This window comes from Spirosoma liriopis (assembly GCF_023196085.1).
Taxonomy (GTDB): Bacteria; Bacteroidota; Bacteroidia; order Cytophagales; family Spirosomataceae; genus Spirosoma; species Spirosoma oryzicola.
Map to the genome: position 1 here is coordinate 724,865 of NZ_JALPRF010000001.1, position 26,210 is coordinate 751,074.

The window sequence follows — 26,210 nt, forward strand, 5'->3', positions numbered from 1 at the left end:
CTTTTTACTTTACTTAAAAACCAATGTTCAGGCCCACATTGTAGCTCCGTGTGATTGGATAGTTACCGATATCAATACCAAAGTTTTGGTCAGCTGCACCACCAACACCCGGATCCAGACCTTTGTAGCCTGTAACGGTGAAGACGTTGTTAGCCGCAAGCGAGATCCGAACCCGGCTCAGGTTGATTTTATTCAGCAGCGTAGCTGGCAAGGTATAACCAAGCGTAATATTCTGCATCCGTAGGAACGATCCACTCTCAACATAGAACGAGTTAGGAACTGTGTTGGTACTTAGGTTTGCTACATCTTCAAAAATTGGCTGTGTAGTATTCGTATTTGTTGGCGTCCATGAATCTTTTACGCGCGCGCTAACAGCCGCTCCCGAAAAAGATGGATAGAAATCCGTGTACCATTTGGAGAGGTTAAATATTTTACCACCCAGTGAAGTATATAAATACGTAGCCAGATCAAATCCTTTGTACGTAAGGCGCAAATTCATACCGCCCGTGAACTTAGGTACTGGACTGCCGATAAAGGTACGGTCATTATTGTCGATTATACCATCGGGGGTTCCGTTAGGTCCAGAAACGTCTGCGTAACGGAAACGGCCTAAGCCAGCGCCTTCCTGCTTTGGTGCGGCATTGATTTCTTCCTGCGTGTTGAAGAGACCTACTACTTTATAGCCATAGAACGCAGCAATTGTTTGACCAGGCTGGTTACGAGTAGCTGGTAACGAAAGACGGTTCGAAGCAGGCGTAACGTCAAAGTAAGGTACGCCCGGTGCTAACGATTGAATCCGGTTGTACAGGAAGCTTCCATTTACGTCAACTTCGTAGCCAAAATCATTCGCTACTTTACCACGCGTGATAACCTGAATGTCGATACCCTGGTTTCTCATGCTGGCAATGTTTACCGAAGGAGCTGTTGCACGGCTACCTACAACACCCGCAATGGGTACCTGATACAACAGATCTTTGGTATCCTTGCGCCAAACATCGAATACGACATCAAGTTTGCCGTTCAGGAACGAACCATCGATACCGATGTTTGTCGTTGTACTCGTCTCCCACTTGGCATTTGGGTTACCGATCCGGCTACGGAAGAATCCGGGGTCTACACCCGAGTTGCCACCGGAAATATCGTACGAGTTGGCGATGTTCGACTGGTAGAGGCTGTACTGGTTGTTTGGGTTTACATTGTTCGAGTTACCCATTTGTCCCCAACCTCCGCGAATTTTCAAATCCGTGATAAAGGGTAGGTTTTTCATAAAGTCCTCACCCGATAACCGCCACGCGGCCGAGAAAGCAGGGAAAACCCCATAGCGGTCAGCAGCACCAAAGCGAGATGAACCATCGCGACGAACTACCGCCGTAAAGATGTACTTATCCATCAGGCTGTAGTTGACACGGCCGAACTGTGAGTAGAAGTTTACACCACTGAACAGATCGCTGTTCGATTGACGACCAGAAGCCTGTGACGTTGAGATACTAGCATATGCAGGGTCAGTTGAGAATGGGTTCAGACCCACACCACTGATGTTCCGGCCAAATCCGTCGTTCAATGCTTCAATACCAGCTAACAGATCAAGGTGATGAATACCAAATGTCCGTTTGAATTGAGCAGTGTTCGTGAACGTCCAGCCAATGGTGTAGCCAGCTCCTTCATTGATGCGAAAGCCGCCGTTGTTTCCTTCAGCATTTTCGTAGGTATTACGAGAGGTTGTTTTGTTATAAAAGTTTGACAGGAAACCACCAATGCTGCTGCGAATGGTCAAATCAGGAATAACGTCGTACTCCAGATAAGCGTTTCCGAACATGCTTACGTTGAAGTTCCGGTTGTTTTTAGCCGCATCACGGTTTGCTCTGGGGTTAGCGGGGTTGTTGAAGCCTCTGGCAGCCGTACCTGCGTAACCACCAAATACGTCATAAACGGGGATGATGGGAGCCATCCGGAAAGCAAGCAGGATATCGTTTTCCTGCTGCGATGCGTTTTGTCCGTTATTATCACCGAATTGACCAGTATTGTCGATATAAGTAGCCTGCAAATTTTCACCAAACCGCAGTTTCTTATTTTTCAGAATGTCGAAATCCGAGTTAGCGCGGAAGGTATACCGGGCAAAGTTGTTGTTCAGGATGATACCCGGCTGCGATTGCTGGCTGATACTTACGTAGTAACGACCGCTTTCGCTTCCGCCTGAGAAACCAAGAGTATGACGCATCAGGATGGGTACCCGTGTGATTGCTCCGTACCAGTCGGTTCCTTCTTTATTAGCACGCGTTACCTGGTAAATTGGTCCCAGCGCTGCATTAACATTATACTTCGCCTGCTCAGCCGCCAGATCAACACCACCCGTTACACCGAAGCGGTTGCCAACCTGTAGATATTCAGGAAGAACAGGTGTTGTTCCAGAACCATACTGACCACCAGCAAGACCGGTAAAGCTGTCGGGTCCAATTGTTTCGCCGTTAGCAATACGCCGGTTGCGAATAGCATTCCAGGTCCAGTCCGCCTGTTCTTGTGGTGTCAGCAGAGCGGGTGCATGACCGGGGTCTGTAATACCATACAAACCATCGTAGCTAACGCTCAATTTCTGAGCCCGGCGCTGGCCTTTCTTGGTGGTAATAACAATCACACCGTTCGCAGCACGAGCACCATAGATCGAAGCGGCAGCCGCATCTTTCAGTACTGTTGTTGACTCAATATCGTCTGGGCTTAAGAAACCACTACCCTGGGTTGGCACCCCATCAATCACATATAGAGGCTGGTTACCACCGAAGGCACCAAATCCACGCACACGAATGGTGTTGCTGGCTCCGGGCTGTCCACTGGCAATAACGGTTACCCCGGCAACGCGCCCTTGCAACTGGGTTTCAACGTTTGCCGAAGGAACGGCCGCTAAGTCCCGCGCTTTTACCGTGGCAACAGCACCCGTATTGTCCCGTTTACTGTCCGTTGTATAACCTGTTACAACGACTTCATTCAGCGTAGAGGATTCTTCTTCGAGTTGAATGGCAACAGCCGTTTGGCTACCTACAGTTACCTGCGTTGACTTAAACCCAATTGCGGATATCGTAAGTACATCATCCGCTCCGCGCACAGACAAGGTAAAAGCACCATTGGCATCCGTCGATGTACCGATGGTCGTACCCTTAATAACTACGTTAGCACCCGGAACCGGATCGGTATTGCTACTCACTGTACCAGTGATCCGACGGTTCTGAGCAAAAACGGTTGTGCCCCACAGAAGCACCGATCCCCACAGCAGTAAAAACTGAAAGGTCTTGTAAAAATTTGTGTTCATAAAATTTGGCCTCATCAATTATTTCAAAACGGATCAATATTAATGAGTCGAATTAATTTTTCAAAGATCAATTTGTCATTTTTTAACGTTAACCTAATTTTATACTAACAAATACGTAAAAAACACCATGCGTATATTTACCAATCAATTGATTGTCAGAATATTGTATTTCATCCTTGTGAAATGATAATCTTTTGAGAATCTATAAATATTTTTTAATATTATGCCGTTATTCTCCAGTGAATAACAAAGGCGCAATCCCCTTTGTCTACACAAGAATCAGTTTATTATACTAACGTCTAGCCGCTGTTTTTTTCATAAGTATTTTTATGACCTACCGTTATCTGTATTTTGTATTATTCTTTTTATCCAGTTACCTTATTACCTCCTGCCAGTCTTCGTCAAACCGATTATTTTCTTTGCTACCCGCTTCCGAGACGGGCATTACGTTTGCCAACCGGATCACCAACACTGACTCTACGAGTATTCTGGATGTTGAGTATTTCTATAATGGTGGTGGCGTGGCGTTAGGGGATTTTAACAAAGACGGACTACCCGATGTGTTTTTTACCGGTAACCAGGTTGCGAACCGGCTTTACCTGAATAAAGGCGATTTCAAGTTTGATGACATTAGCACATCGGCAGGCATTACCGGGAACGGTAAGTGGTGTTCTGGTGCGACGCTGATCGATATCAACAATGATGGTTGGCTGGATATTTATGTCAGTGCGACACTTAGTAAGTCTGATAAGCAGCGCGAAAATCTGCTGTACGTAAACCAGGGGCTACGTGATGGCAAGCCTGTCTTTCGCGAAATGGCGCATGAGTACGGCATTGCGGACGACAGCCATACGACCAACGCAGCCTTTTTCGATTACGACAACGACGGTGATCTGGACCTGTATTTGCTTACCGACCGCATCGATGAGTCGCCGAATGTGTACCGTACCAAAGTTAGCGATGGCTCTTCGCTGAATGCGGACCGACTGTACCGTAATGATTTTGACAAAAAACTCGGTCATCCTTTTTTTACGAATGTTTCGAAGCAGGCTGGGATCGTACACGAAGGGTACGGATTGGGCCTAAACATTACGGATATCAACCGGGATGGCTGGAAAGACATTTACGTAACGAACGATTACGTTTCGGATGACCTAATGTACATCAATAACCACGACGGTACGTTTACCGACCGGGCTGCCGAGTATTTCAAGCACACCAGCAACACGGCCATGGGGAATGATGTAACGGATATTAATAACGACGGCTTGGTTGATGTACTGGCGCTGGATATGTTACCCCGCGACAATTACCGAAAAAAGATGCTGCTGGCTCCCAACAACTACCAGACGTATCTTTATAATGACGAATATAAGTTCAACTACCAGGTCGTACGCAACACGCTTCAGCTTAACCAGGGGCCGCGTCCTAATTCGAATACTCCGGCATTCAGTGAAATCAGCTTATTAGCCGACGTAGCCGAGACCGATTGGAGCTGGACACCGATGGCCGCCGATTTTGACCACGATGGCTTTCGCGACCTGATCATCACCAACGGATTTCCGCAGGACGTTACCGACCGTGATTTTATGACGTTCATCACCGAGAACGCCAACATTGCGACCAAAGATTATAAGCTTTCCCAGATTCCGGTAGTCAAGATCAGTAATTACGCGTTTCACAACAACGGTGATCTGACGTTTTCGGACGTTACGCAGAATTGGGGCATTGATAATCCTTCTTTCTCGAACGGGGCGGCTTACGGTGATCTTGACAACGACGGCGACTTGGACTATATCGTTAACAACATCAACGACTCCGCTTTCGTCTATCGGAACAACCTTATCGAGCGTAAGCCGGAAAAAGCCAATTACCTGCGCGTAAAATTTGCGGGTCCAACGTCGAACCCGATGGGCTTAGGCGCTTTCGTTGAATTGCACTACGGCGAAAACAACGGGCAACAGCAGGTATATGAGCACAGCCCATACAGAGGCTACTTGTCAACGGTTGAACCAGTCGCTCATTTCGGCTTAGGCAGCGCAAAGACAATTAGTGAAGTCCGCATTATTTGGCCAGCCACCGGAAATCAAGCCGCACGGCAGCAGATCCTGCGAAACGTCAAAGCGAATCAGGTGCTAACCGTCGACAGTCGTAACGCGCATGAGCCTGTACCGGCTATCAAGCAACCGGCGAGTCTTTTCCACGAAGTAACCGACTCGCTAAAAATAGCATTCCAGCATGAGGAACCGGAATACATTGACTTCAACAACCAGAAACTATTACCGCATAAGTTTTCGCAGTACGGTCCCAGCGTATCGGTTGGCGACGTTAACGGTGATGGTTTAGATGACTTGTTTATTGGTGGCTCCAAATCGAAAAAAGGCCATTTCTTAATTCAGACAGCGGCCGGTTCGTTCGTTGACCGAGATTTATTGCCCGAACAGAAAGGTCCGGAGGATAAGCCGGAAGAAGACATGGGGACGCTGCTTTTCGACGCCGATGGCGATGGCGACCTGGATTTGTACATTGCCAGCGGTAGCATAGAAGGGCAGGCTAATACAACTGCTTTTCAGGATCGACTTTACATCAACGATGGGCCTAAAGGATCGGGTAAATTTATCCTGAGCCCCGGTGCAATTCCACAAAATGTGGTCAGCAAATCGTGCGTCAAAGCAGCCGACTTCGACCGGGACGGGGATCTGGACCTGTTTATCGGGGGACGTGTCGAGCCCGATCATTATCCAAAACCGGTATCGAGCTTTATTTTACGCAATGATGGCGGTTCATCGAAGACAGGTACACCTCACTTTACGGATGTTACAAAAACAGTAGCGCCAGGTCTGCAAACCATAGGGCTCGTGTGCGATGCGCTCTGGACTGATTCGGATAACGACGGTTGGCCCGATCTACTACTGGCCGGCGAGTTTATGCCGTTGACATTGCTGAAAAACCAACGCGGCAAACTAGAGAAAACCACTTCTGGTCTCGAAGCGCAGAAAGGCTGGTGGAATTCATTGGTAGCGGGCGATTTTGACCGGGATGGCGACATCGATTACATAGCGGGCAACTTGGGTCGTAACGCCCGGATGCGGGCCAGCGATACGGAACCAGTGCGTGTCTACGCCGGAGATTTCGACAATAACGGTTTTTACGACGCTATACCGACGATTTTTATTCCCGATGCGGACGGAAAACGAAAAGAGTATTCCTTTCACGGGCGCGAAGATTTGATCAAGCAAATGATCGCCATGCGTCGCCGGTTTCCGTATTTCAAGGATTTTACAACGGCCAGTATCGACCGGCTGCTTACGCCGGAAGAGCGACAGAGTGCGCTGGTCCTGGAAGCCAATTACCTGGAGTCTGCTTACGTAGAAAACAAAGGTGACGGCACATTCGCACTGCATACGTTACCGACGCAAGCTCAGTTGGGGCCCATCTTTGGTATGGTTGCCGAAGACGTTGATCGTGACGGCAATCTGGATGTTGTGCTGGTTGGTAACGACTATGGTGGCGAAGTTTTTGCGGGTCGGTACGACGCTTTGAATGGTCTGGTACTTCGTGGCGACGGTAAAGGAAACTTTATCCCCCAGTCGATTGCTAGTAGCGGTTTATTCGTACCGGGCAACGCGAAAGGGCTAGCTCAGTTTACGGATAGCCGAGGACGGGAGTTGGTAGTAGCCACGCAAAATCGGGGTCGGCTATGCTTGTTCCGAAACAGTAAACCGGCTGCCAGCCTGCGGCTACGCCCTACCGATGCGTCGGCGTTGCTTACTTTTGCGGATGGCAAGAAACAAAAGGTAGAGTTTACGTACGGCAGTTCGTTTTTGTCTCAATCGGCACGAACGTTACTGCTAAGTCCGTTGGTGAAAGCAGTCGAGATAACGGATTCACAAGGCCACAAACGGCAGGAACGTCCTCGCGTTGACGTAGCCTTAAAGTAAGTAAGCCGCTTCACCCAAATCACTTGTCTACACCGACAAGTGATTTGGGTGAAGCGGCACATTTTTCATACTGCCCAGCAGTAAAAAGAAGGGTACATCGAATAGTGGCTTATAATCATCATTTCTTTTTTCGGGCGTACAGTAAGTTAGTCGTCATTGCAGCCCTGGGAATTGCTATTTACAGTTGTCATTCAGGAGCCAGTGATCAGTTGGATAATCCGTTGGTTAAGGCAGGGCAGCAACTAGCGATCAAGCACTGCGGTTCGTGTCACCTGGTTCCTGAACCCAGCATGCTCGATCAGGAAACCTGGGACACCCACGTTTTACCCGCGATGGCTCCTATGCTGGGCATAGAATCGTACGGAAACGGCTATTATTTCGCGGGGCAGAAAGCGGCTGTCTCGTACGATAACTGGCAAAAAATAATGCTTTATTACAAAGCATTGGCACCCAGAAAACTTAAACCCGCCGACGTATCTACTTCGAATGACTGGTCCATTTTTTCGCTGACAAAGCCGCAGCGAGATACGACACAAACGTCGGAGACGACGATGGTTGTTATGGACTCAAGCCGTACCCATCTGTACTCCGGAGATGGAATACGTAATGACTTGACCTGCTGGGATCAGCAGCTACACCCGGTATGGCGAAAGCAGCTTAAGTCCCCACCTGTCAACGCAGCCTTTTACCGGGACAAGCAAGGCAACGAACGAGGAGTGTTTACGGGTCTGGGTACAATGGTGGCAGCCGATATTGCAAAAGGGGAACTACTTGATTTACCGCTTTCCGGTAAGCCACGTAATGACTCATCCACAATTTACAGCGATCTGCCCCGCCCGCTGCAATCACTAGCCGCCGACATCAATCGGGATGGACTAACCGACTGGATTGTATGCGGATTCGGTCACCTACGGGGTGGCTTGTACTGGCTGAAGCAAGAGAAAAATGGGCGGTTCACAAAACTGCCTATTAAAGAAATTCCGGGTGCTATTCAAGCCACCACGGGCGATTTTAACGCTGATGGCTGGCCGGATGTCATGGTTCTCTTCGCCCATGCCGACGAAGGAATCTGGCTTTTCTTAAACGATAAAAAAGGAGGATTCACTCAACAAAACCTGCTCCGATTCCCATCTGTCTACGGCTCAACCAGCTTTCAACTGGTCGATTTCAACAAGGATGGAAAGGTCGATATTCTTTACACCTGTGGTGACAACAGTGATTACTCTCAAATTTTCAAGCCTTACCACGGGGTGTATGTTTACCTCAACCAAGGTAATTTTCAATACAAGCAGGCTCATTTTTTAGCCGTCAACGGTTGTACAAAAGCCATCGCCAACGACTTCGATCAGGACGGCGATTTAGACATTATCAGCATTTCCTTCTTCGCGGATTTTAAAAACAATCCGGCAGAAGGCTGTCTGTATTTTGAGCAGCAAAAAGCCTTTGAGTTTAAGCGACATGCGCTCCCCGTTAGCGACTATGGCCGCTGGATTTGCATGGACGTGGGCGACTGGGATCATGATGGCGATTCGGACGTAGTGTTAGGCAACTTTTCGAAGGGATTTCTCAACGAGCGCGATTTCAAACCCACCTGGGATACACACTTACCGTTTATCATCCTCACGAACACAACCAGAGATAAGAGCCGCTAAATATTTTAGGCAAAATGAAATGAGAAGCTCGTAAGCGGGGTTTTATAAGCTCTACCTTTGCCCGATTATGCATACGAACTATTATTTCCTTCGTCAACTGGCTCCCGCTCTTGAGGCTCTATTGACCGGCCTCCGGTTTGTTGAGTGCTTCAGCCAGGATCGCGATGAAGTGGTGCTTGTCTTTGCCCAGGCCAAGGGAAAACAGAATTATTACAAGCCGTTTTACATAAAAGCCGTTTTACGACCCGACTTTTCGGGGCTGTTGTTTCCTCAGACGGTGCAGCGCGCTCGTAACAATAGCGTCGATTTGTTTGAAGAAGTAACGAATTCACTACCAGGGCAGGAAGAGGTTCAGGGAAATAGCGACGAAACAGTAGAAGCAAATCGGCCGGGACGCGCGGTTATCGGTGTCCGCTCGTTTCTAAATGAACGATGCCTGGCTATCTTGCTGGAGGATAAGTACACCATGCTGTTCAAGTTTTTCGGCAATCGTCCTAATCTCCTGGCGTTTCACGAGAATACGGTTACCGATCTGTTCAATCAAAAGCTGTTGACGGATCGTCAGCTCGTGCTCGATGCCCTTGACCGACCTATTGATCAATCCTGGGAAGCGTTTGAAAAAGCAGGGTACGATCATCGAAAATTGTTTCCCACTTTCGGTAAGGTTGTAAACGAGTGGCTGAATGAACAGGCCGTCAATAATACGCTAACAACCCCGGAGGCCAAGTGGACGCTGATCCAGCAAACCTTACAGCAACTCGAACAGCCTCACTATTATTTAACCAAGCTTCATCACAAACCGACGCTTAGTTTGTTGCCTCTGGGCGATATACAACGTGAGCTTATGGACCCGGTCGAAGCCGGCAACCGTTTCTTTATTACGTACAATGGCCTGACTGCCTTTGAACACGAAAAAGGGAACCTGCTTCGACTGCTGGAAAAGAGACGGAAGCGAGCTGAAGCCTTAATCGAAATTAACCTGCAACGCATCGTTGATCGGGAGGAAGGAGCCAGCCATGAAGAGATGGGTCATATTCTGATGGCTAACTTACATGACATTCCTGTGGTGTCTGGAAGTAAATCGCCCGAAACCGTAACATTAACCGATTTTTACCGGGATCAACCCATCACGATTCGACTGAAACCAGACCTGAGTCCACAAAAAAACGCCGAGAATTACTACCGAAAAGCGAAGAACGAAAAAATTGAGGAAGACTATTTAACCGGACAGATCACGGCTCGAGAAGAAGAAATTACGCTTCTCGACCGGCAGAAAGCGGATCTTGAAGCCATTCAGACATTAAAGGAGCTACGTCGATACAGCAAGCAGCATAATCTACAGAGCGACCAGTTGGCTAATCAACTGGCAAGCGGTGACACAACGAATCTTTTTAAAGAGGTAATCATCGATAAGTTTCGCATTCTGATCGGACGAAACGCAAAAAACAATGATCTACTGACGCAAAAATACGCGTACAAAGAAGATTTGTGGCTTCATGCCCGCGACGTTGCCGGTTCGCACGTCATTGTAAAATATCAGGCCGGTAAACCGTTTCCCAAAAACGTGATTGAGCGAGCAGCCGAGCTAGCCGCCTGGTACTCAAAACGGCGAACGGACAGCTTGTGTCCGGTTATTGTGACGCCGAAAAAATACGTTCGTAAGCCCAAAGGCCTCGCCGAGGGCCAGGTGATTGTGGATAAGGAAGACAGCATTCTCGTTGTACCCCGCGAATAAAAAAATGGGCTAGGATGTCCTAGCCCATTTTCGCTGTAGTTTACTGCTCGATAGCAAGGCTTAGGTTGGCGACCATCAACCGGTTCATATCGTTCCAGGTGTGGTTCCAGGAATTTTCCATCAGGAAGCTGTCGATGGCGGCCCAGTCGGCTGGGTGTCCTCCGTTGAGCGCTTTCTCGATGGCCGCTTCGAAGGCATCCGCCGAATCAGCAATCTGGACGAAATCGGCGTTGCCATAGGTACGCACTACATCACGAATTGGCGTAGACACAACGGGCAAGCCACCAGCTAGATACTCAGGCGTCTTAGTCGGGCTGATGAATCGGGTTGAATCGTTGAGTGCAAAAGGCAGCATCGCAACGTCCCAGTTACCGAAATAAGCTGGTAGATCTTTGTAGGCTTTCATGCCCAGGTAATGCACGTTATCTCCTTTCGGCAATAAATCCCGGCTGATCTTAACGATTGGACCGAGTAAGATAAACTGCCATTCGGGCCGACGCTGGGCTACTTCACCAAGCAATTTGTAATCAAACCGTTCGTCGATAACTCCACTAAAGCCAATCCGTGGGTTGGCTAGCGAACGCTGATCTGCCGGATCAGGCTGCGGCTGGCGAGCTGCCGAAAAATGCGAGAAATCGATACTGCTTGGGAACGCGAATACCTGCGAATGCCGGTTGCGCTTGGCTTCGTACAGGCTATGGCCGCCCGTAAATACGATATCGGCTTTGTCGATGAGTCGCTTTTCTTCGGCCAGCAATTGCGGAGGAGCTCCCCAGAAAGCCGACAGTTCGTCCATGCAATCGTAAATCGTCAGGCGCGGTTGCAGATGATCACTGAACAACAGAGCCATCGGAGTGTAATACCAAGCTATAAAATTCCCAATACGTTCGTTCTGCAAAAACTCATCCAATAGCTGACGCTGTAAGCGAATGGCTTCGTCAGGCTTCGTTCCATGAGGAAGATGCGGCACCAGCACGGTTAGCCGGTCGGTCTGCTGACAAGTAGTAAGTCGTGTTTCGTTACTCCAGATGGGCTCCTCAATAAACCATACACGGTAGTTTTTCGTAGCTCGGGTCAACAGATGTTGCGGACGTTGATAAACGAAGTTCCACCGTAAGTGCGAAAAACAGATCAGATCATGGACATCATCGACTGAGAACGAGGAGGAAGGGCGATTTGTACTAGTCGTCGTTGATGGGCGGCTAGTTAAATTAAGAGCATTTGCTGAATCAGGCGTTGCGTCCGTAATTTTCATAAGCTGTTAGCAGAAGAAGGGTGACAAATTAGAATGGCCAATAAAACACCAAACTTATATCCTTCTTCTGCGAAAACCTGATGTGTAACAAAAATGTTGATCAGCCGAAAGATTTATTGAGGCAGTGGCCCCTGCAAGAGTAGCCTCTACGCTCTAGGCAGAAAAACACGAAATATTGCACCGTTACCTTCCTGACTGCTCGCCGTAATGTAGCCGCCGTGAATATCAGCCACTTTTTTGCAAATGGCTAGACCCATTCCGGTTCCGTCGTACTGCATTCGGCCATGAAGCTGCTGAAAAATGGTGAATATTTTGTCCAGATAGCGCTCATCAAATCCGATTCCGTTATCAGCGACGGTCAGGACCGCAAACTGCCCCTCCGCCGACGGCCCATCTAACAGCGTTGCGGGCAAATCGGATTCCGTTGCTACATAGCCACTGATACGAACCTGGGGAGGAATCGGCGTTCCGGCAGAATCGATTTGCTGAAACTTCAGCGCATTACTGAGCAAGTTCTGAAACAACTGACGCAGCAAAGCTACGTCGCCCTGAACCATGGGTAGCGGATCGACAGTAAGCTGTGCCTTGCAATCATAAATCGTTAGTTCGAGATCGTCAGCCACTAAGTCAATCAGCTTGTTGAGATCAACCGGACTAAACGTTTTAGCATCTCCCGATAACCGGGAAAAAGTGAGCAGATCTTGAACCAATGACCGCATACGCCCCGCCGAGACCTGCATGCGCTGGATCAGATCGGTTGCAGCCGCACTCAATTCTTCGGTAAACTGATCGTTCAGCACGTCACCGAATGAAACAATTTTCCGCAGCGGCTCTTGCAGATCATGCGACGCTACGTAAGCAAACTGTTCCAGGTTATGATTCGACCGGTGAAGTTCCTGCACGGTTGCCTCCAGCTGCTGCTGCAATTGTTTGGCCTCCGTTACATCTTGTATTGTAGCAACAAATCCATCGTTCAGGTGATTGAGGGTAACGTTGAACCAGCGATCCAGCGACGGAGCATATTCTTCGAAACAAATGGCGTCTCCCGTATCGAGCATATGCCGCAACTGCTCCATCCATTCCGGTTTTACTGGATAAATATCGGTCAGCAGTAACCCCGTAAAATGCATGGGAGTCTGGCTGATCAGCCGTTCGAACTGTTGATTAGTGAGTGCAATGCAAAAGTTTAGCAGGTTGTGCTGGTCGTCGCGAACCGCTTCAAAGACGACAATGGCATTAGGCGAAGAGTTTAATACACCATTGAGTAGCGTGGTTTGGCGGGCTAATCGACGGGCGGCATGGTGCAGATCACTGGTTTCGCTGTAAGAAAGTAGCAGGCCGTCGCGACCAAACGGAGCCGCCGACTGAACGATCCACACGTCGTGGTCACCGACCTTATAAGTCTGCTCAACCCGCTGCGCTTCATTCGTTTCAATTACCTTGATGTAGGTCTGCCACAACTTTGTTTCGCGAACTGTCGGAAAAAAATCCGTTAGCAGTCGTCCTGTGATATCGGCGCTTTCTTCGTGGTTGTTACCCAGTGTATCGCGTAGTGCTGTATTATTGGCAAAACGATATTGAAAATTGACGATTGGTCCATCGGGAGAAACCCCTTCGCGAACGGCCACAAGTCCTACTAAGCCGTTTATGGAATGATTCAGTACTTGTTGCCAGAGAAAGGCGCGCTCGTCAGTAGATAGTTCAAATCCGGGAGGTGCAGTTTGATAAAGAGACAGGTTAGTCATGAAGGTTACGGTACGATATTGGACAGCTACTTAATTATAAGAACTTCAGGATTAATGATTTCGTATAAATAGTTTAGTAGCAGGCAGAAAATAGGCGATTTTAGGTAAGTTGACTAGAGCGCACAAACAGAAGTCAGGCAGGAATTTCAGACACTTGTAAATCAGCCATTTACGCATACAAGTGCTTATCCATCGAAACTAGCCATTTCGACGTTCAAAGATGAGTAACTGTTTCGATATATTGTTTACCGATGAATAGATACGGTCTGACCGCACCAGTGGGGTCTGACTACTCGCTATGGGCCTTTCTGCAACAGGCGGGACTACTAATATTTTTGTAACAAAGTTAGCATTCGTTCATCCAGCAGCATCCCCTGATGCTCTTTGTAGGTTACGTCGGCTCGATCGCTGTTGAGAATACCGAATGCGCCCCGAAAATTCCAGAGCGCCCAGCCCCATCCGGCCTCTTTCCAAAGCTTCAGGTGATCTTCCATATACCGCAACGCAACGTCGTGGGGCGTTTTATTGTAACAGCCCCACTCGCCAACGTGAACGCCTACCCCTTGCTTTTGTAGTTTCTTCCAGGGGTCAATGGTAATTTTTTTCAACGTCTCGGCGTTCCAGACCACGTTCATCCAAGTGTTCGGCCAGGTAGGCGAAGGTGCGTCTTTCAGCATGGGCACCCATTCTGCCTTGTAGTGGCTCACGTTCATCGGTAGGTAACCGCGCGTACTCTGACCAACATGCAGATTAGCCAGGTCAAATACGGGCTGGTTACCGTATTGCAAGCCATCAACAATAATCAACCGGTTAGGGTCAACAGAACGAATTCCTTCGACCAGCGCCGTTACGACGCGAATGTATTTTGCCTCGTCGGTATTAGGCTCGTTGATCAGGTCGAACGAAACCTCCCGGTTAGGGCGTCCTTTGTAACGCTCGGCCAGATGCTTCCAGTGAAAAACGGCAGCTTCCAACGCCCGATCATCGGTCCAGAGATCGAGTGGTTCGGCGGGCGGGTTCACGCAGTAGCCGGGAATCCGGTGTAAATTTAGATTGACGTGAATTTTATGTTGCTTTCCGTAGTCAACGGCCTGATCTACTTCTTTCAACACGCGCTCGTTTAGTTCGGTCCAGTGTGCCGGATCGGGCGTAGCCCAGCAATGGTACGACATAGGCAACCGAACAAAATTGAAGCCCCAGTTTGCAATCCATTCGAAGTCCCGTTCCTGATACGGTCCGGCAGGTTCGGGACCGGTCGTACCCGCAACAAACTTTTCGAGTAGGTTAAATCCCCGCCAGCGCGGCAGCTTGCCCGGTTTTGGTTCCGGTAAAATTGACGAATCAGCGTCGGCCATAACGGATGTTAATTGGTTCAACCCAACGGCTGCGGTTAGCGATGTTTGCAGAAACAGACGACGCTCCATAAGCGATGTATACTGTAGGATGGCAATTGTATGCTAAACCATTCCGGCGATCAATAGGATTTTAATTAGCCGAAATAATAAGCTTGCCTCCCAATCGTACGTCGTTCTTACCGCCCGAACTTAAGCGTCGTGCCTACCCGGAAACCCAATCCCTGGTACTTCGCATCCTGCCACTGCGAAACAATTTCTACCCGAAAAAAAGGAAACACCTGCGGAATCAGACCGTCCAGTCCATAGCCTACTTCGGTATAGTTTTTGGAAACGGGCGTGTACAGGTAATGCACAAACAGATTTTCTTTCATGCCGAGCAGCCGCATAAACGTTACCTGCGTAAGAAGAAACTTACGGAACTCGGCCAGCACGTGTCCTTCTACGAAACGCTTGCCGGTACTGTACTGGTAATACGGCAGCATTCGGAATGTTGACACAACATCGCCCTGCTGCAAGAAAAACTGGTTACCAGCGAAGTGCTTGAAATCAGGAAAATATAGTTGCTTATCATTCAGGAAAGCGCCGGCTCCGATTTGGTAATTCAGACGGCTTCGAATACCCGTTTCGAACGAATGACTGATACTTGCCTGCAAGAAATCGTAGTCGACAGCGGAATTAGCAATGCCGTGAATGCCTTTCCGGTAATTGACGCTCAGCAATGGGCTTTCGTTATTGCGTAGCGCAGTACGCCGTCCGTTGCGCATTACATACTGCATAGCCCCCAGTCTAGCCGATGCCGTCAGATTTAGGACTACTGCATTGTGTGTTGGGAAGCCTGTATTGGCCAACTCGTTATTATCGGGTCGGTTTGCCGTAAACTCCCGCCTTGGCGAATCGATCCACGGTTTCAGATCCTCCCGATAATTCGCCAGTTCGGTCCGCTGGGCGTACTCTAACCCGCCCGTCAGACTGACGCGCTGCTTAAACGGTGTTGCCGTAACGGATAGATTCAGAAAATCTTTCTGGTACAGTTTGGCAAAGTTCTGCTCGAACAGCAGCGTCGTCAGCGAGTTCAGGAACGGGCTAATCGGATTGTTGGGATTGAACTGGTACAGATACCGCCCACCCGACAGACTCACGAGCGTATTTTTGTGCTGATAACTAGCCAACCCATACCCCACGAATTGCTTACGCCCAAACTGATAACGGCCCGTTCCGCCGATATTCCACTCCCCCAACGGAATTTTGCGGAATCGATTGATCGAGTCAACTCGGGCCTGGTACCGGTAATTAAGCGCCCCTTCCAACGTGTAGCCTTCTACGGTGTTGTATTCGATTCGCGTGATGGGGCTGGTATAAATTAGGGAACTCCGTTTGTTGAACCGCCAGGTATTACCACCGATCAGCTGCCCTACCGAAAACGCTTTTGACTTCTTTTGTTGTGTGGTGTCGCGTCCGGTGGTATCTTTTGTTCCGGGTGCTTTTATTTCCCGTGTCAGGCCCAAACTATCAGCCTTGCGGTAGCTCTTAACCTCGGCAGATGTCAGGGGCACCGACCGTAGTGAATCCCAGAAAACGTTAGACCGTTTACGCGCCAGGGAATCGACCTCCAGTGAGTCGTCACGCACTACCGTTACATCCTCTTTGCGATTTTTCCGGGCCTGCTTTTCCTGCTTCTCGTATTCTTTGACAAGCTGCCGTAAGTTCTTGGTCGAAAATTCTTTCTGTTTCTTGACTAGTTCATCAAACTGCTTTCCCTTGATATCGCTCTTGGCAAGCGTATTCGCGGGAGCGCCTTTTTTTTCATCGGCCACTTCGATATCCTCCACAAAAGCCGGGTTGACCACAAATTCGGTGAATGTCAGGTTACGGATGTAATACCCATTCCCTTTTACGCCCAGGTAGGAACCGCTGCCGCTGAACCGTTGGTTGGTTGGCATCCAGACACCCTGAATTGGTGTACATACGTGCCGGATACTGATCAGGATACCGATGTTGTTGACCGTTTCCAATTGCAGGCTATGGATTGCCCAGGTGTTTTCAATGATGTAAATAGTACCCCGAAAAACGCCCTCACCCCACTGCCGGGGAATAACCTGAATCTTACTAATCTCGATTGCTTTTCCATCCGGCCCATTCTCCCGAAATGTGCCCTTGTATTCGAACTTATAATAGGCAAACGCTTTGGGCGATAACGGAGAAACCGTTCCGGCTATGGTTGGGTTGTAGAAGCTGGCGTTGTAGAACTGGTTAGGACTTAAGAAATCACCCTGTGAGTTGCGGTTGGCGATAATGCGCTGCCGATACGTATTGGGCTGACTAAACGACACTTCAGCAACGGTTTCGTTCAGCATCGGCACCCCCACCTTAAAATTGGCTTCTTTCTCCGCTTCTTTCAACTGCTTCCGAAACGCCATTTCGGCCAGGTTCGGCAAATCCGTTACGGTGAAGGATGACTTCGTGTACACCCGCGCTTTGAACCGCTGTACCTGCAACTGATGGAATCGGCTCTTGGCAATCGCCCGGCGCATAATGGTGTAAGCTGGATCTTCGTTACCCGCCTTCGTTTCCACTTCCGCGAGTCGCAGGGCCTGTTCTTCCAGCGTCACATCCAGGCTAGTAAAACCGGTTCCTACTTCTATTGATTTTTGAACAGTTTGAAAACCCAGGTACTGAAAAACAACAACGTAATGTCCCGGCGCAAGCCCAATCTCGTACCGTCCTTCTGCGTTCGTAATGGTCCCGTTGGGCGTACCTTTGATCACAACAGCGGCATACGGTAAAGCCTCTCCCTGGACGTTTTTGACGACGCCCCGCAGGCCCGTGCTGCTCGTCTGGGCTAGAACGAATGTCGAGTAAAAAAAGGCAATGAATAGTAGTAACGTGGACTTCATACACGAATAGGTTGGTATTCAAATGGGTATAGCAAGCTAACGAACGAAAGGCACCATTCTATGCTTCAAGAGAAGATTTCAACTCGCGTGCCAGCCATACGCGAAGAGTGCTTTTGTCAACAGATGCGCGAATAAACGCAATGGTTGGCAGTAGACACTGTTAAAAATCCATAAGGTCTTGCGTATCTTGCCACAAACTGCTCACAACCTGAACACTATGCATCGATCATTACAGTTTCTTCTTTTATTTTTCGTACTCTCATCTACCCTATCCATTGCTCAGCCGTCTGCTGTGCTGACCGAACGCGAACGAGCGCGGGTGGTTGATGACATTTTGGATGACCGCTTCACGAATCTGCTGCCCCAACTTATGCGCCGGGAAGGCATCGATATGTGGGTGATTATCTCCCGCGAGTACAACGAAGATCCTGTTCTGCGGACGATGTTACCGTCAACCTGGCTATCGGCCCGCCGACGTACCATCATCGTCTTTTTCGACCAGGGGAAAGATGCAAAAGGAAACGATAAGGGCGTCGAGAAACTAGCCATCGCTCGCTACGACGTAGGTAATTTACTCAAAGGAGCCTGGGATATCGACGTTCGCCCGAACCAGTGGGAAGCCCTATCGAAGATTATCGAAGAGCGAAAGCCGAAGAAAATCGGCCTGAACAGTTCCACCAACTACGGCCATGCCGACGGACTGTCGTTTACAGAACACGAAGAATTTTTAAAGAAGCTACCAGCCGATTACCAGAAGCGGATTGTTTCGGCGGAGAAAATAGCCGTTGGCTGGCTCGAAACGCGGACCGAGAAAGAAATGGCGATCTATCCGCTTATTTGCCGTCTGTCGCACCAGATCATTCAGGAAGGCTTTTCAGAACAGGTCATTCAACCCGGCGTTACCACGACCGACGATGTCGTCTGGTGGTTTCGACAGCGCATCACGAATCTTGGTCTCGACACGTGGTTTCACCCGACGGTTGATGTACAACGCGCCGACGAGCAGGATTTTAACCATCTGCGCACGTTTTCGAAGCGACCCGACAAACAGGTGATCATGCCGGGTGATCTGCTCCACGTCGATTTTGGCATTACCTACCTGCGCCTGAACACCGATCAACAGCAACACGCGTACGTGTTGAAGCCCGGCGAAACCGATGTACCGGAGTCGCTTAAAGCTGCTTTCAAGCAAGGCAACCGGTTGCAGGACATTCTCACCGAACAATTTAAAGCTGGAAAAACGGGCAATCAAATGCTTCTGGCCGCGCTGGAGCAATCGCAGAAAGAAGGTATCAAAGGAACCATCTACTCCCACCCGATTGGCGTTCACGGCCACGCGGCTGGCCCAACCATTGGCCTGTGGGATCAGCAGAAAGGCGTTCCCGGCGCTGGCGATTATCCACTGCTGGCCAACACCGCCTATTCGATTGAACTGAATGCCGCCGTCGAAATTCCGGAATGGAAGAAAGTGGTGCGGATCATGCTCGAAGAAGACGGTTTTTTCGACGGAAATACGTTCCGTTACATCGACGGTCGACAAACGGAAATTTACACCATCCCCCGAAAATTGGGATATGTCAAATAACTAAAGAGCCGCAAGGGATGACTTGCGGCTCTTTTTGTTTACTTCGGTATTACTATTTCACATTTACCGGCGTACCATCGCGAATCTCTTCGTTGGCTGCCGTAATAAACTGATCGCCTTCGGTCAGCTGGCCAAATACTTCTACTTTGTCGTTGGCCTCAATTCCTCGTTTAACCGGCACATATTCCGCTTTCTTGTCTTTAACCCGAATCAGAAAAATGCCTGTTGTCGAGTTCACAACCGCCGATTTTGGGACAATAAACGTGCTGTTTTTAGTGGGCAGCGGTATGTTAACCTCCGCGATCATACCGGGCAACAACTTCTTGTCATTATTGATCACATCGACCTCGACCCGCTCCGACCGTAGTCGTTTGTCCAATGCGCCGGCCAACCGTTTCACTTGCCCGGTAAAGGTCTTATCGGGGAACGTCTTTACCGTAAAGCTCACCTGGTCGTTCTGATCGACATAGCCCGTGTACGTTTCGGGAACAGAAACTACCAGACGCAACCTTTTTTGCTCCGTCAACACAAAGAGCGGGAATTCAGACCCTTTGCCCGCTGGTCCGACATACGCGCCTGTGCTGGCATTCCGCGCACTGATAACGCCATCAAACGGAGCCCGGATTTGCAGGTATTGTCTCAGATCAGCCACTTCCCGATAGGCCGACTTAGCCGCATCCAATTGAGCCAGATCGGCATTGCGTTTGGCTAGTGCCTGATCAACGTCATTCTTCGAAACGGCCCCGGAAAATTTACTGGCTTCGAGAATACGCTCGTAATTGGCTTTACTAGCGATAGACAAAGCCTCCTGCGCTTTCAGCTTTGATTCCGCCGACGCAAGCTGAGCGCCTAGTTCGGGAGCTTCGGCCAGGGCCAGCAACTGCCCTTTTTTTACTTCCGAACCGACATCCGCGTTCAGCGTTTTGATGTAACCCGTCACTCGGGCGTAAATATCGACATCCCGAAATGCTACCAGTTCGCCGGGTAACTGTAGCGACGAAGCCAGTTTTCCTTTGGTCAGGCTGAACACCTCCAGAGCGGCTGGGGCTTCGGGAGCTTCGGATTCAGCTTCTTCTTCCTTTCCTTCGGATGAATGACAACTAGATAGAGCACTGAGCAGGAGTATTCCCCCCACAAGGGTAAGCAAACTACGGTATGGTTTATTAATGAACTGGTTCATAGGAGGATGGAATATAAAACTTACTTTCTTTGTCTTCAGGATCAAGCGATACCGACTCGGTCGAGGTGTTACCCTGTACCCAGGCAAATACCATCGGAAGAATAAACAAGGCCGCAAACGTCGATGCAATCAGACCACCAATCACGGCACGTCCCAGCGGAGCCGCCTGCGAACCACCTTCACCCAAACCTGATGCCATCGGAATCATCCCCACTACCATCGCAACACTCGTCATCAGAATAGGCCGTAATCGGACCGAAGCGGCTTCTTTGGCCGAAAGCAACGCATTGCCGTTTTTCAGGCGCAGTTCTTCGGCATTCGTTACCATCAGTACGGCGTTAGAAATAGAAACCCCCACCGACATGATCATACCCATGTAGGACTGCAAGTTAAGCGTCGAACCAGTCAATATCAGCAGCAGCAGCGAGCCGAGCAATACCGCAGGCACCGTACACAAAACAACCAGCGATACTTTGAACGACTGGAAATTGGCAGCTAGCATCAGAAAAATAACGATGATGGCCGTGAACAAGCCCGTTTGCAGACTGTCCAGCGTTTCGATCAATACTTGTGTCAGACCCTGCATTTTTACCGTCAATCCACGGGGTAGTTCGCCCAGCGAATCGATGGCTTTCTGCACATCGTGCGCAGCGGTTCCCAAGTCCATATCGTTCAGGTTGGCCGTAACCGATAGCACCGGAATAGCCCCGACATTGTCGTTTTCGCCGTAGGTCGTTCCGGTCCGGATGGTCGCTACATCGCTTAGTACCGGCCGGTTGGCGTTTGGCGTAATCGGAATTTCACCCAGATCGTTGACGCTTTTCATCTGGTTTTCCGGGACCTGCACCTGTACACTATAGCTCTGATTCGACTTTGGATCGATCCACACGCTTTTCTCGGTATAACGCGACGACGAGGTCGAAGCAATCAACGAACGCGATATAGACGACATATCGGTTCCCAACTGGGCAGCGCGGGTCCGGTCAACCGTTACGTTGATCGTTGGATACTTCGTAGCCTGCCCGATCTGCACATCACGCAGGTACGGAATCTTCTGAAGTTTTGCGATGACCTTGTTCGCGTACTCTTCGTTTTGTTTTTTGTTTTTCCCCGTCAGCTTTACTTCAATCGGCGTTGGTGACCCCTGACTCAGGATCTTATCGGTCAACTCAATCGGTTCAAACGAAAGCTTAACGTCAGGTAACGCTTTGTTAATGCTGGCTCTGAATTTGTCTTTCAGTTCATCCAGGTCAACGTCATAGTCTCTTTTCAAACTTACCTGCAAAACGCCTTCCTGCGGTCCCGCCATAAACAGATAAATTGGACTCGTCGAAAACTGAGCACCGTGCATCCCAACCATCGCCGACGTGATTTCGATGTTTTCCTTACCGACCAGCTTGTTCAGCACATCGATGGTTTTGAGCATGGTGGTTTCGGTTTTTTCAAGCCGGGTTCCGTCGGGATTCCGCAATCGAACCTGAAACTGTCCCCCACCCGCTTTGGGCAACACGTCCCGGCCAATCGTCGTGATCAGCAGTCCAGCAATCGCCAGTGAGCCAACGACATAAACCAACACGATAGGCTTCCGGTACGGCATCGACCGCTCCATGAATCGCATGAAACGAGCCCGTACTCGTTCGAAGAAGCTGATTTTACCGTCGTTGTTCGCGTCGATCCGGTGCGCCATTTCTTCTTTCTGACTCAATATATCGTCGTGCGAATGATGACCATTCGAGCCGGTTTTACCGGTCCCATTGACCGATATACGCTGCCCGTTTGCCGCTAGCACATCCTGTTTCGTGCCTTTTCCGTTCCCAACGGCATTGTGCTCTTTCATAAACCAGTTAGCCAGAACAGGAACCAGCGTCTGCGCCATCAGGTACGAGGTGATCATCGAGAAACCAATCGCCAGTGAGAGCGGCAGAAACAAGGCACCCGGAATGCCCTTCATGGTAAAAGCGGGTGCAAACACCGCCAGAATACAGAACAGAATCAGCAGTTTCGAGAACGCGATTTCCTTACAGGCATCCCAGATGGCTAGCGCTTTGGGTTTGTGCATGTCCATATGCTGGTGGATATTTTCGATGGTTACCGTACTTTCATCGACCAGAATCCCGATAGCCAGCGACAACCCGCTCAGGGTCATAATATTGATCGTCTGCCCGAATAAGGACAGGAACAGAACGCCCGAAATAATACAGGTAGGAATGGTCACGATAACGATCAGCGCCCCGCGTAAATCACCCAGAAATAGGAGTACCATCAACCCCGTCAGGATAGCACCAATGGCGCCTTCCGTTATCAAGCTTTCTACGGCATTGATCACATAGACCGACTGGTCAAACGTATAGGTAAGTTTTACATCCTCTGGCAATAGAGCCTGAAAGCGCGGCAAAGCTGCTTTCAAGTTCTGAACAACCTCCCAGGTCGATGCATCCGCCGACTTGGTAATGGGCAGATAAACCGAGCGTTTTCCGTTGACCAGCACGTAACCCTGCGTGATATCAGCGCCATCTTCAATGGTGGCAACGTCTCTCAGATACAGGTTCTGCACGGTACCGGTGTACAGCGGAATATTACCAAAATCATCAATTGTCTTGATGGTTGTATTGGCCGGCGTAAAATAGTTTAGATCGCCCACCCGCACGTTTCCGGCGGGGGTTGCCTGGTTGTTGATACGCAGAGCAGCTACCAGCTGATCGGGGGTCAGGTTATGCGCCCGCAGTAGAGTCGGGTCTGCTTTGATAACCACGGAACGCGAGTTACCGCCGAAGGGCGCTGGCGATACCAGACCCGGAATCGACGTAAAGCCGGAACGAATGTAAACGTTGGCTAAATCCTGTAATTCGTTGTTGGATCGATTGGGGCTGCTCAATACCAATTGCCCGACCGGCAACGTGGACGCATCGAAACGCAGAATAAACGGCGGCTGCGAACCGGGCGGAAACACCGCCTGTGCTCGGTTGGAGTAAGCCGACACTTCCGCAGCCGCCTGCGCCATATTGGTGCCTTCGTAGAACGACAGTTTAAGCAGCGTTATCCCCTGAATATTTTTGGTTTCAATACTTTTTACCCCCGATACATACAGGAGCAAGTTGACATACTGCTTACCAAAAAATGCCTCCATCTGGTCGGGGGTGTACCCACCAAACGGTTGAGAAATGTAAATAACCGGCAGATTCAGGTTTGGGAATATGTCAATTTTGATGGTACGAACGGCACCTACGCCGAAGTAAAATAAGCTAGCTACGATAACCAGAATCGTAATTGGCTTACGCAACGCGGATCGAATTAAATTCATTACTCGACTGAGCTAGTTAAATTGTTTACCTACAGATTGCATCCGAATCTGAAGCGTCACCCGGATTCTTACTAGTTTTCCAGAAAATATTACATTTCCCAGAATTCGATCTCAAAAGTTACGAATTTGACTGGTACTTTCCCAGGCTTATCAAAATGCTTTATAGCCTGACTGACCGTGTAAAAAATTTCCGCAACCCTCTATGCATGATCTACTTATGCATATATACCGAGTAGAAATCCTTAGTGTTTATTGTAAGCTTTGGTGATACTCAGCAACTTTGGAAGAAGCTGATCTGATTTGTACTAGACTAGAAAAAAGTATTATTAAAAAGAGTTCAATGCTACAATTATAATTATGCGCATAAAGATCAATACATACCCTATATTTGACCCCGTTTTAAACAATCAATTCTCATTAGTTCATTTTATCATTCACCATGCAACGTAAAGTTTATTTACTTCTATCCACTCTGTTCACTGCCACCTTATTAAGCTGCTCGAAGTCTGATGACAACGTAACTCCCGCCGTAACCGTCACCCCTAAATCGCTGGCACGCTCTTGGTCTTTCTCTGATGTTAGCGTCAAGACACAGGCTAAATCGTATGTGATTCCATCTACCATCATAAAATCAGCAGATCAGAGAATATTTGGAGATGACAATACTATAACTATCGATTCAGCAGGTACATTTAGCTATTTGGAAGATGGCAACAAAGTGACTGGCAAATGGAAGTTAGCGGATGCAAACACATTAGTGCTGACAGACGTCGACGGTGAAAAATCGAACTGGAAAGTCAATAGCATCACCAGTACGGACATCGAATTGGCCAGTGTTAATGTGGATCTTACAAAAGGCATGACCAACGGTAATACCACTGTTTACTCGGATGAAGAAAATAACGTTGGGTTCTTGTCCCTTGTGCTTCTAACTTCCCTTGACAAGAAAGTGGGTGGCCCCTTTGACATGACCAATGAGCCGCAGCCTACGAGTGTTCAGCTGATTATGAAGGGTAAAGCGAAATAAGCTTCCTTTATTTAACAGCTTCTAAATAAAAAGGGCCTGTACAGTGTACAGGCCCTTTTCGTTGTTCGTATACATTTACGCCAGACGGTTGATGCAATTCAGATCTTCGAATGCTACTTTCAGGCGTTGTACCATGCTTTCTTCACCTTTACGAAGCCATACCCGTGGATCGTAGTATTTTTTGTTTGGCGAATCCGCTCCTTCGGGGTTACCCAGCTGCGATTGCAGATAGCCTTCTTTCGCTTTATAATACTTCAGGATACCTTCCCACATGGCCCACTGCATGTCCGTGTCGATGTTCATTTTCACGGCTCCGTAGCGGATCGCTTCCCGGATTTCGTCACGGCTCGAACCTGAACCACCGTGGAATACGAAGTTAACAGGCAGTGGTCCGGTGTTGTATTTCTCCTGGATGTAATTCTGTGAGTTGTTCAGAATAATCGGCGATAACTTCACATTACCGGGTTTGTACACACCGTGTACGTTTCCGAAGGCCGCAGCAATCGTGAAGTTTGGCGAAATTTTGCTTAGTTCTTCGTAAGCATAAGCGACTTCCGAAGGCTGGGTGTATAGTTTCGAATCGTCAACGTCTGTATTGTCAACGCCATCTTCTTCACCACCCGTTACGCCCAATTCGATCTCAAGCGTCATACCAATCTTGGCCATCCGCTCGAAATATTTTGCGCAGATTTCGATGTTCTCTTCGAGAGGCTCTTCCGATAGGTCGAGCATGTGCGATGAGAAAAGCGGTTTACCTGTCTGGTCAAAGTGTTTTTCGCCAGCCGTGAGCAGACCGTCGATCCAAGGCAGCAATTTCTTGGCGCAGTGGTCCGTATGCAGAATTACGGGTACACCGTACAGTTCGGCAACGTGGTGCACGTGTAATGCTCCCGAGATAGAGCCTACAATAGCAGCCTGTTGTTTGTCGTTGGGCAAGCTTTTTCCAGCGTAGAAGATACCTCCTCCGTTCGAGAACTGGATGATTACCGGCGAGTTAACAGCTTTGGCCGTTTCTAACACGGCATTGACGGAGTCCGTACCGACAACATTGACAGCCGGAAGGGCGTAATCATTTTCGTTGGCGTGGCGGAAAATTTCGGTGACGCCTTCTCCGGTTACAACGCCGGGTGCAAAACGTGTGGCTACTTCGCTCATAGCTAGGGCTAAATTTTGGATTCGTTCAAGAAATAGTTTACCGAAAGATATTCGATTTAACTATTTGATTTCAGGGACAAAATT

At 49.0% G+C, this 26,210-nt stretch carries 13 protein-coding genes; 5 read left to right on the top strand and 8 right to left on the bottom strand.

The window, feature by feature from the left end; genetic code table 11:
• Nucleotides 1-13: 13 nt before the first annotated feature.
• The gene (locus M0L20_RS03085; protein ID WP_248475627.1) at nt 14-3,301 is read right to left on the bottom strand and encodes a SusC/RagA family TonB-linked outer membrane protein; all 3,288 of its coding nucleotides are present in this window, start codon (nt 3,299-3,301) and stop codon (nt 14-16) included.
• A gap of 329 nt (nt 3,302-3,630) precedes the next feature.
• Between M0L20_RS03085 and M0L20_RS03090 the strand changes: the two genes are divergently transcribed.
• The 3 genes from M0L20_RS03090 (at nt 3,631) to M0L20_RS03100 (ending at nt 10,629) form a co-directional block, all read left to right on the top strand.
• Nucleotides 3,631-7,242 carry a CRTAC1 family protein gene (locus M0L20_RS03090; RefSeq protein ID WP_248475629.1) on the top strand — a complete coding sequence of 1,204 codons (3,612 nt, stop codon included), beginning with the start codon at nt 3,631-3,633 and terminating at the stop codon, nt 7,240-7,242.
• Between the two features lie 104 nt (nt 7,243-7,346).
• Nucleotides 7,347-8,894, top strand: a complete 1,548-nt coding sequence (locus tag M0L20_RS03095; RefSeq protein WP_248475631.1) for an FG-GAP repeat domain-containing protein — start codon at nt 7,347-7,349, stop codon at nt 8,892-8,894.
• Nucleotides 8,895-8,961: 67 nt separating this feature from the next.
• The gene (locus tag M0L20_RS03100) at nt 8,962-10,629 is read left to right on the top strand and encodes an NFACT RNA binding domain-containing protein (protein WP_248475633.1); all 1,668 of its coding nucleotides are present in this window, start codon (nt 8,962-8,964) and stop codon (nt 10,627-10,629) included.
• 40 nt (nt 10,630-10,669) lie between these two features.
• Here the strand turns inward: M0L20_RS03100 and M0L20_RS03105 are convergent, their stop codons facing one another.
• From M0L20_RS03105 to M0L20_RS03120, 4 genes are all read right to left on the bottom strand, one after another.
• Nucleotides 10,670-11,884 carry a glycosyltransferase family 1 protein gene (locus M0L20_RS03105; RefSeq protein WP_232559395.1) on the bottom strand — a complete coding sequence of 405 codons (1,215 nt, stop codon included), beginning with the start codon at nt 11,882-11,884 and terminating at the stop codon, nt 10,670-10,672.
• A gap of 146 nt (nt 11,885-12,030) precedes the next feature.
• Entirely contained in the window at nt 12,031-13,629 is a 1,599-nt protein-coding gene (locus M0L20_RS03110) for a sensor histidine kinase (RefSeq protein ID WP_248475635.1), read from the bottom strand.
• A gap of 326 nt (nt 13,630-13,955) precedes the next feature.
• A complete protein-coding gene (locus M0L20_RS03115; RefSeq protein ID WP_248475637.1) occupies nt 13,956-15,053 on the bottom strand; it encodes a glycoside hydrolase family 5 protein in 1,098 nt (365 codons plus the stop codon).
• 107 nt (nt 15,054-15,160) lie between these two features.
• On the bottom strand, nt 15,161-17,878 hold the full coding sequence (locus M0L20_RS03120; RefSeq protein WP_248475638.1) for a DUF5686 and carboxypeptidase regulatory-like domain-containing protein: 2,718 nt from the start codon (nt 17,876-17,878) through the stop codon (nt 15,161-15,163).
• 217 nt (nt 17,879-18,095) lie between these two features.
• On the opposite strand from M0L20_RS03120, the gene M0L20_RS03125 reads away from it, so the two are divergent.
• Complete coding sequence (locus tag M0L20_RS03125; protein ID WP_248475651.1) at nt 18,096-19,463, top strand: M24 family metallopeptidase; 1,368 nt, start codon at nt 18,096-18,098, stop codon at nt 19,461-19,463.
• A 52-nt stretch (nt 19,464-19,515) separates the two neighbouring features.
• Here the strand turns inward: M0L20_RS03125 and M0L20_RS03130 are convergent, their stop codons facing one another.
• Nucleotides 19,516-20,643 (bottom strand): efflux RND transporter periplasmic adaptor subunit, encoded by a 1,128-nt coding sequence (locus M0L20_RS03130; protein ID WP_232559400.1) that lies wholly within the window; start codon nt 20,641-20,643, stop codon nt 19,516-19,518.
• Nucleotides 20,627-23,944 (bottom strand): efflux RND transporter permease subunit, encoded by a 3,318-nt coding sequence (locus M0L20_RS03135; protein ID WP_248475653.1) that lies wholly within the window; start codon nt 23,942-23,944, stop codon nt 20,627-20,629. The genes M0L20_RS03130 and M0L20_RS03135 overlap by 17 nt, the downstream gene beginning before the upstream one ends.
• 439 nt (nt 23,945-24,383) lie before the next feature.
• Here M0L20_RS03135 and M0L20_RS03140 point away from each other — a divergent pair, with 439 nt between their 5' ends.
• Nucleotides 24,384-24,971: a hypothetical protein gene (locus tag M0L20_RS03140; RefSeq protein ID WP_248475654.1), complete on the top strand. Its 588-nt coding sequence runs from the start codon at nt 24,384-24,386 to the stop codon at nt 24,969-24,971.
• 75 nt (nt 24,972-25,046) lie between these two features.
• On the opposite strand, the gene fbaA is transcribed toward M0L20_RS03140, so the two are convergent.
• On the bottom strand, nt 25,047-26,126 hold the full coding sequence (fbaA, locus tag M0L20_RS03145) for a class II fructose-bisphosphate aldolase (protein WP_248475656.1): 1,080 nt from the start codon (nt 26,124-26,126) through the stop codon (nt 25,047-25,049).
• Nucleotides 26,127-26,210: the final 84 nt, after the last annotated feature.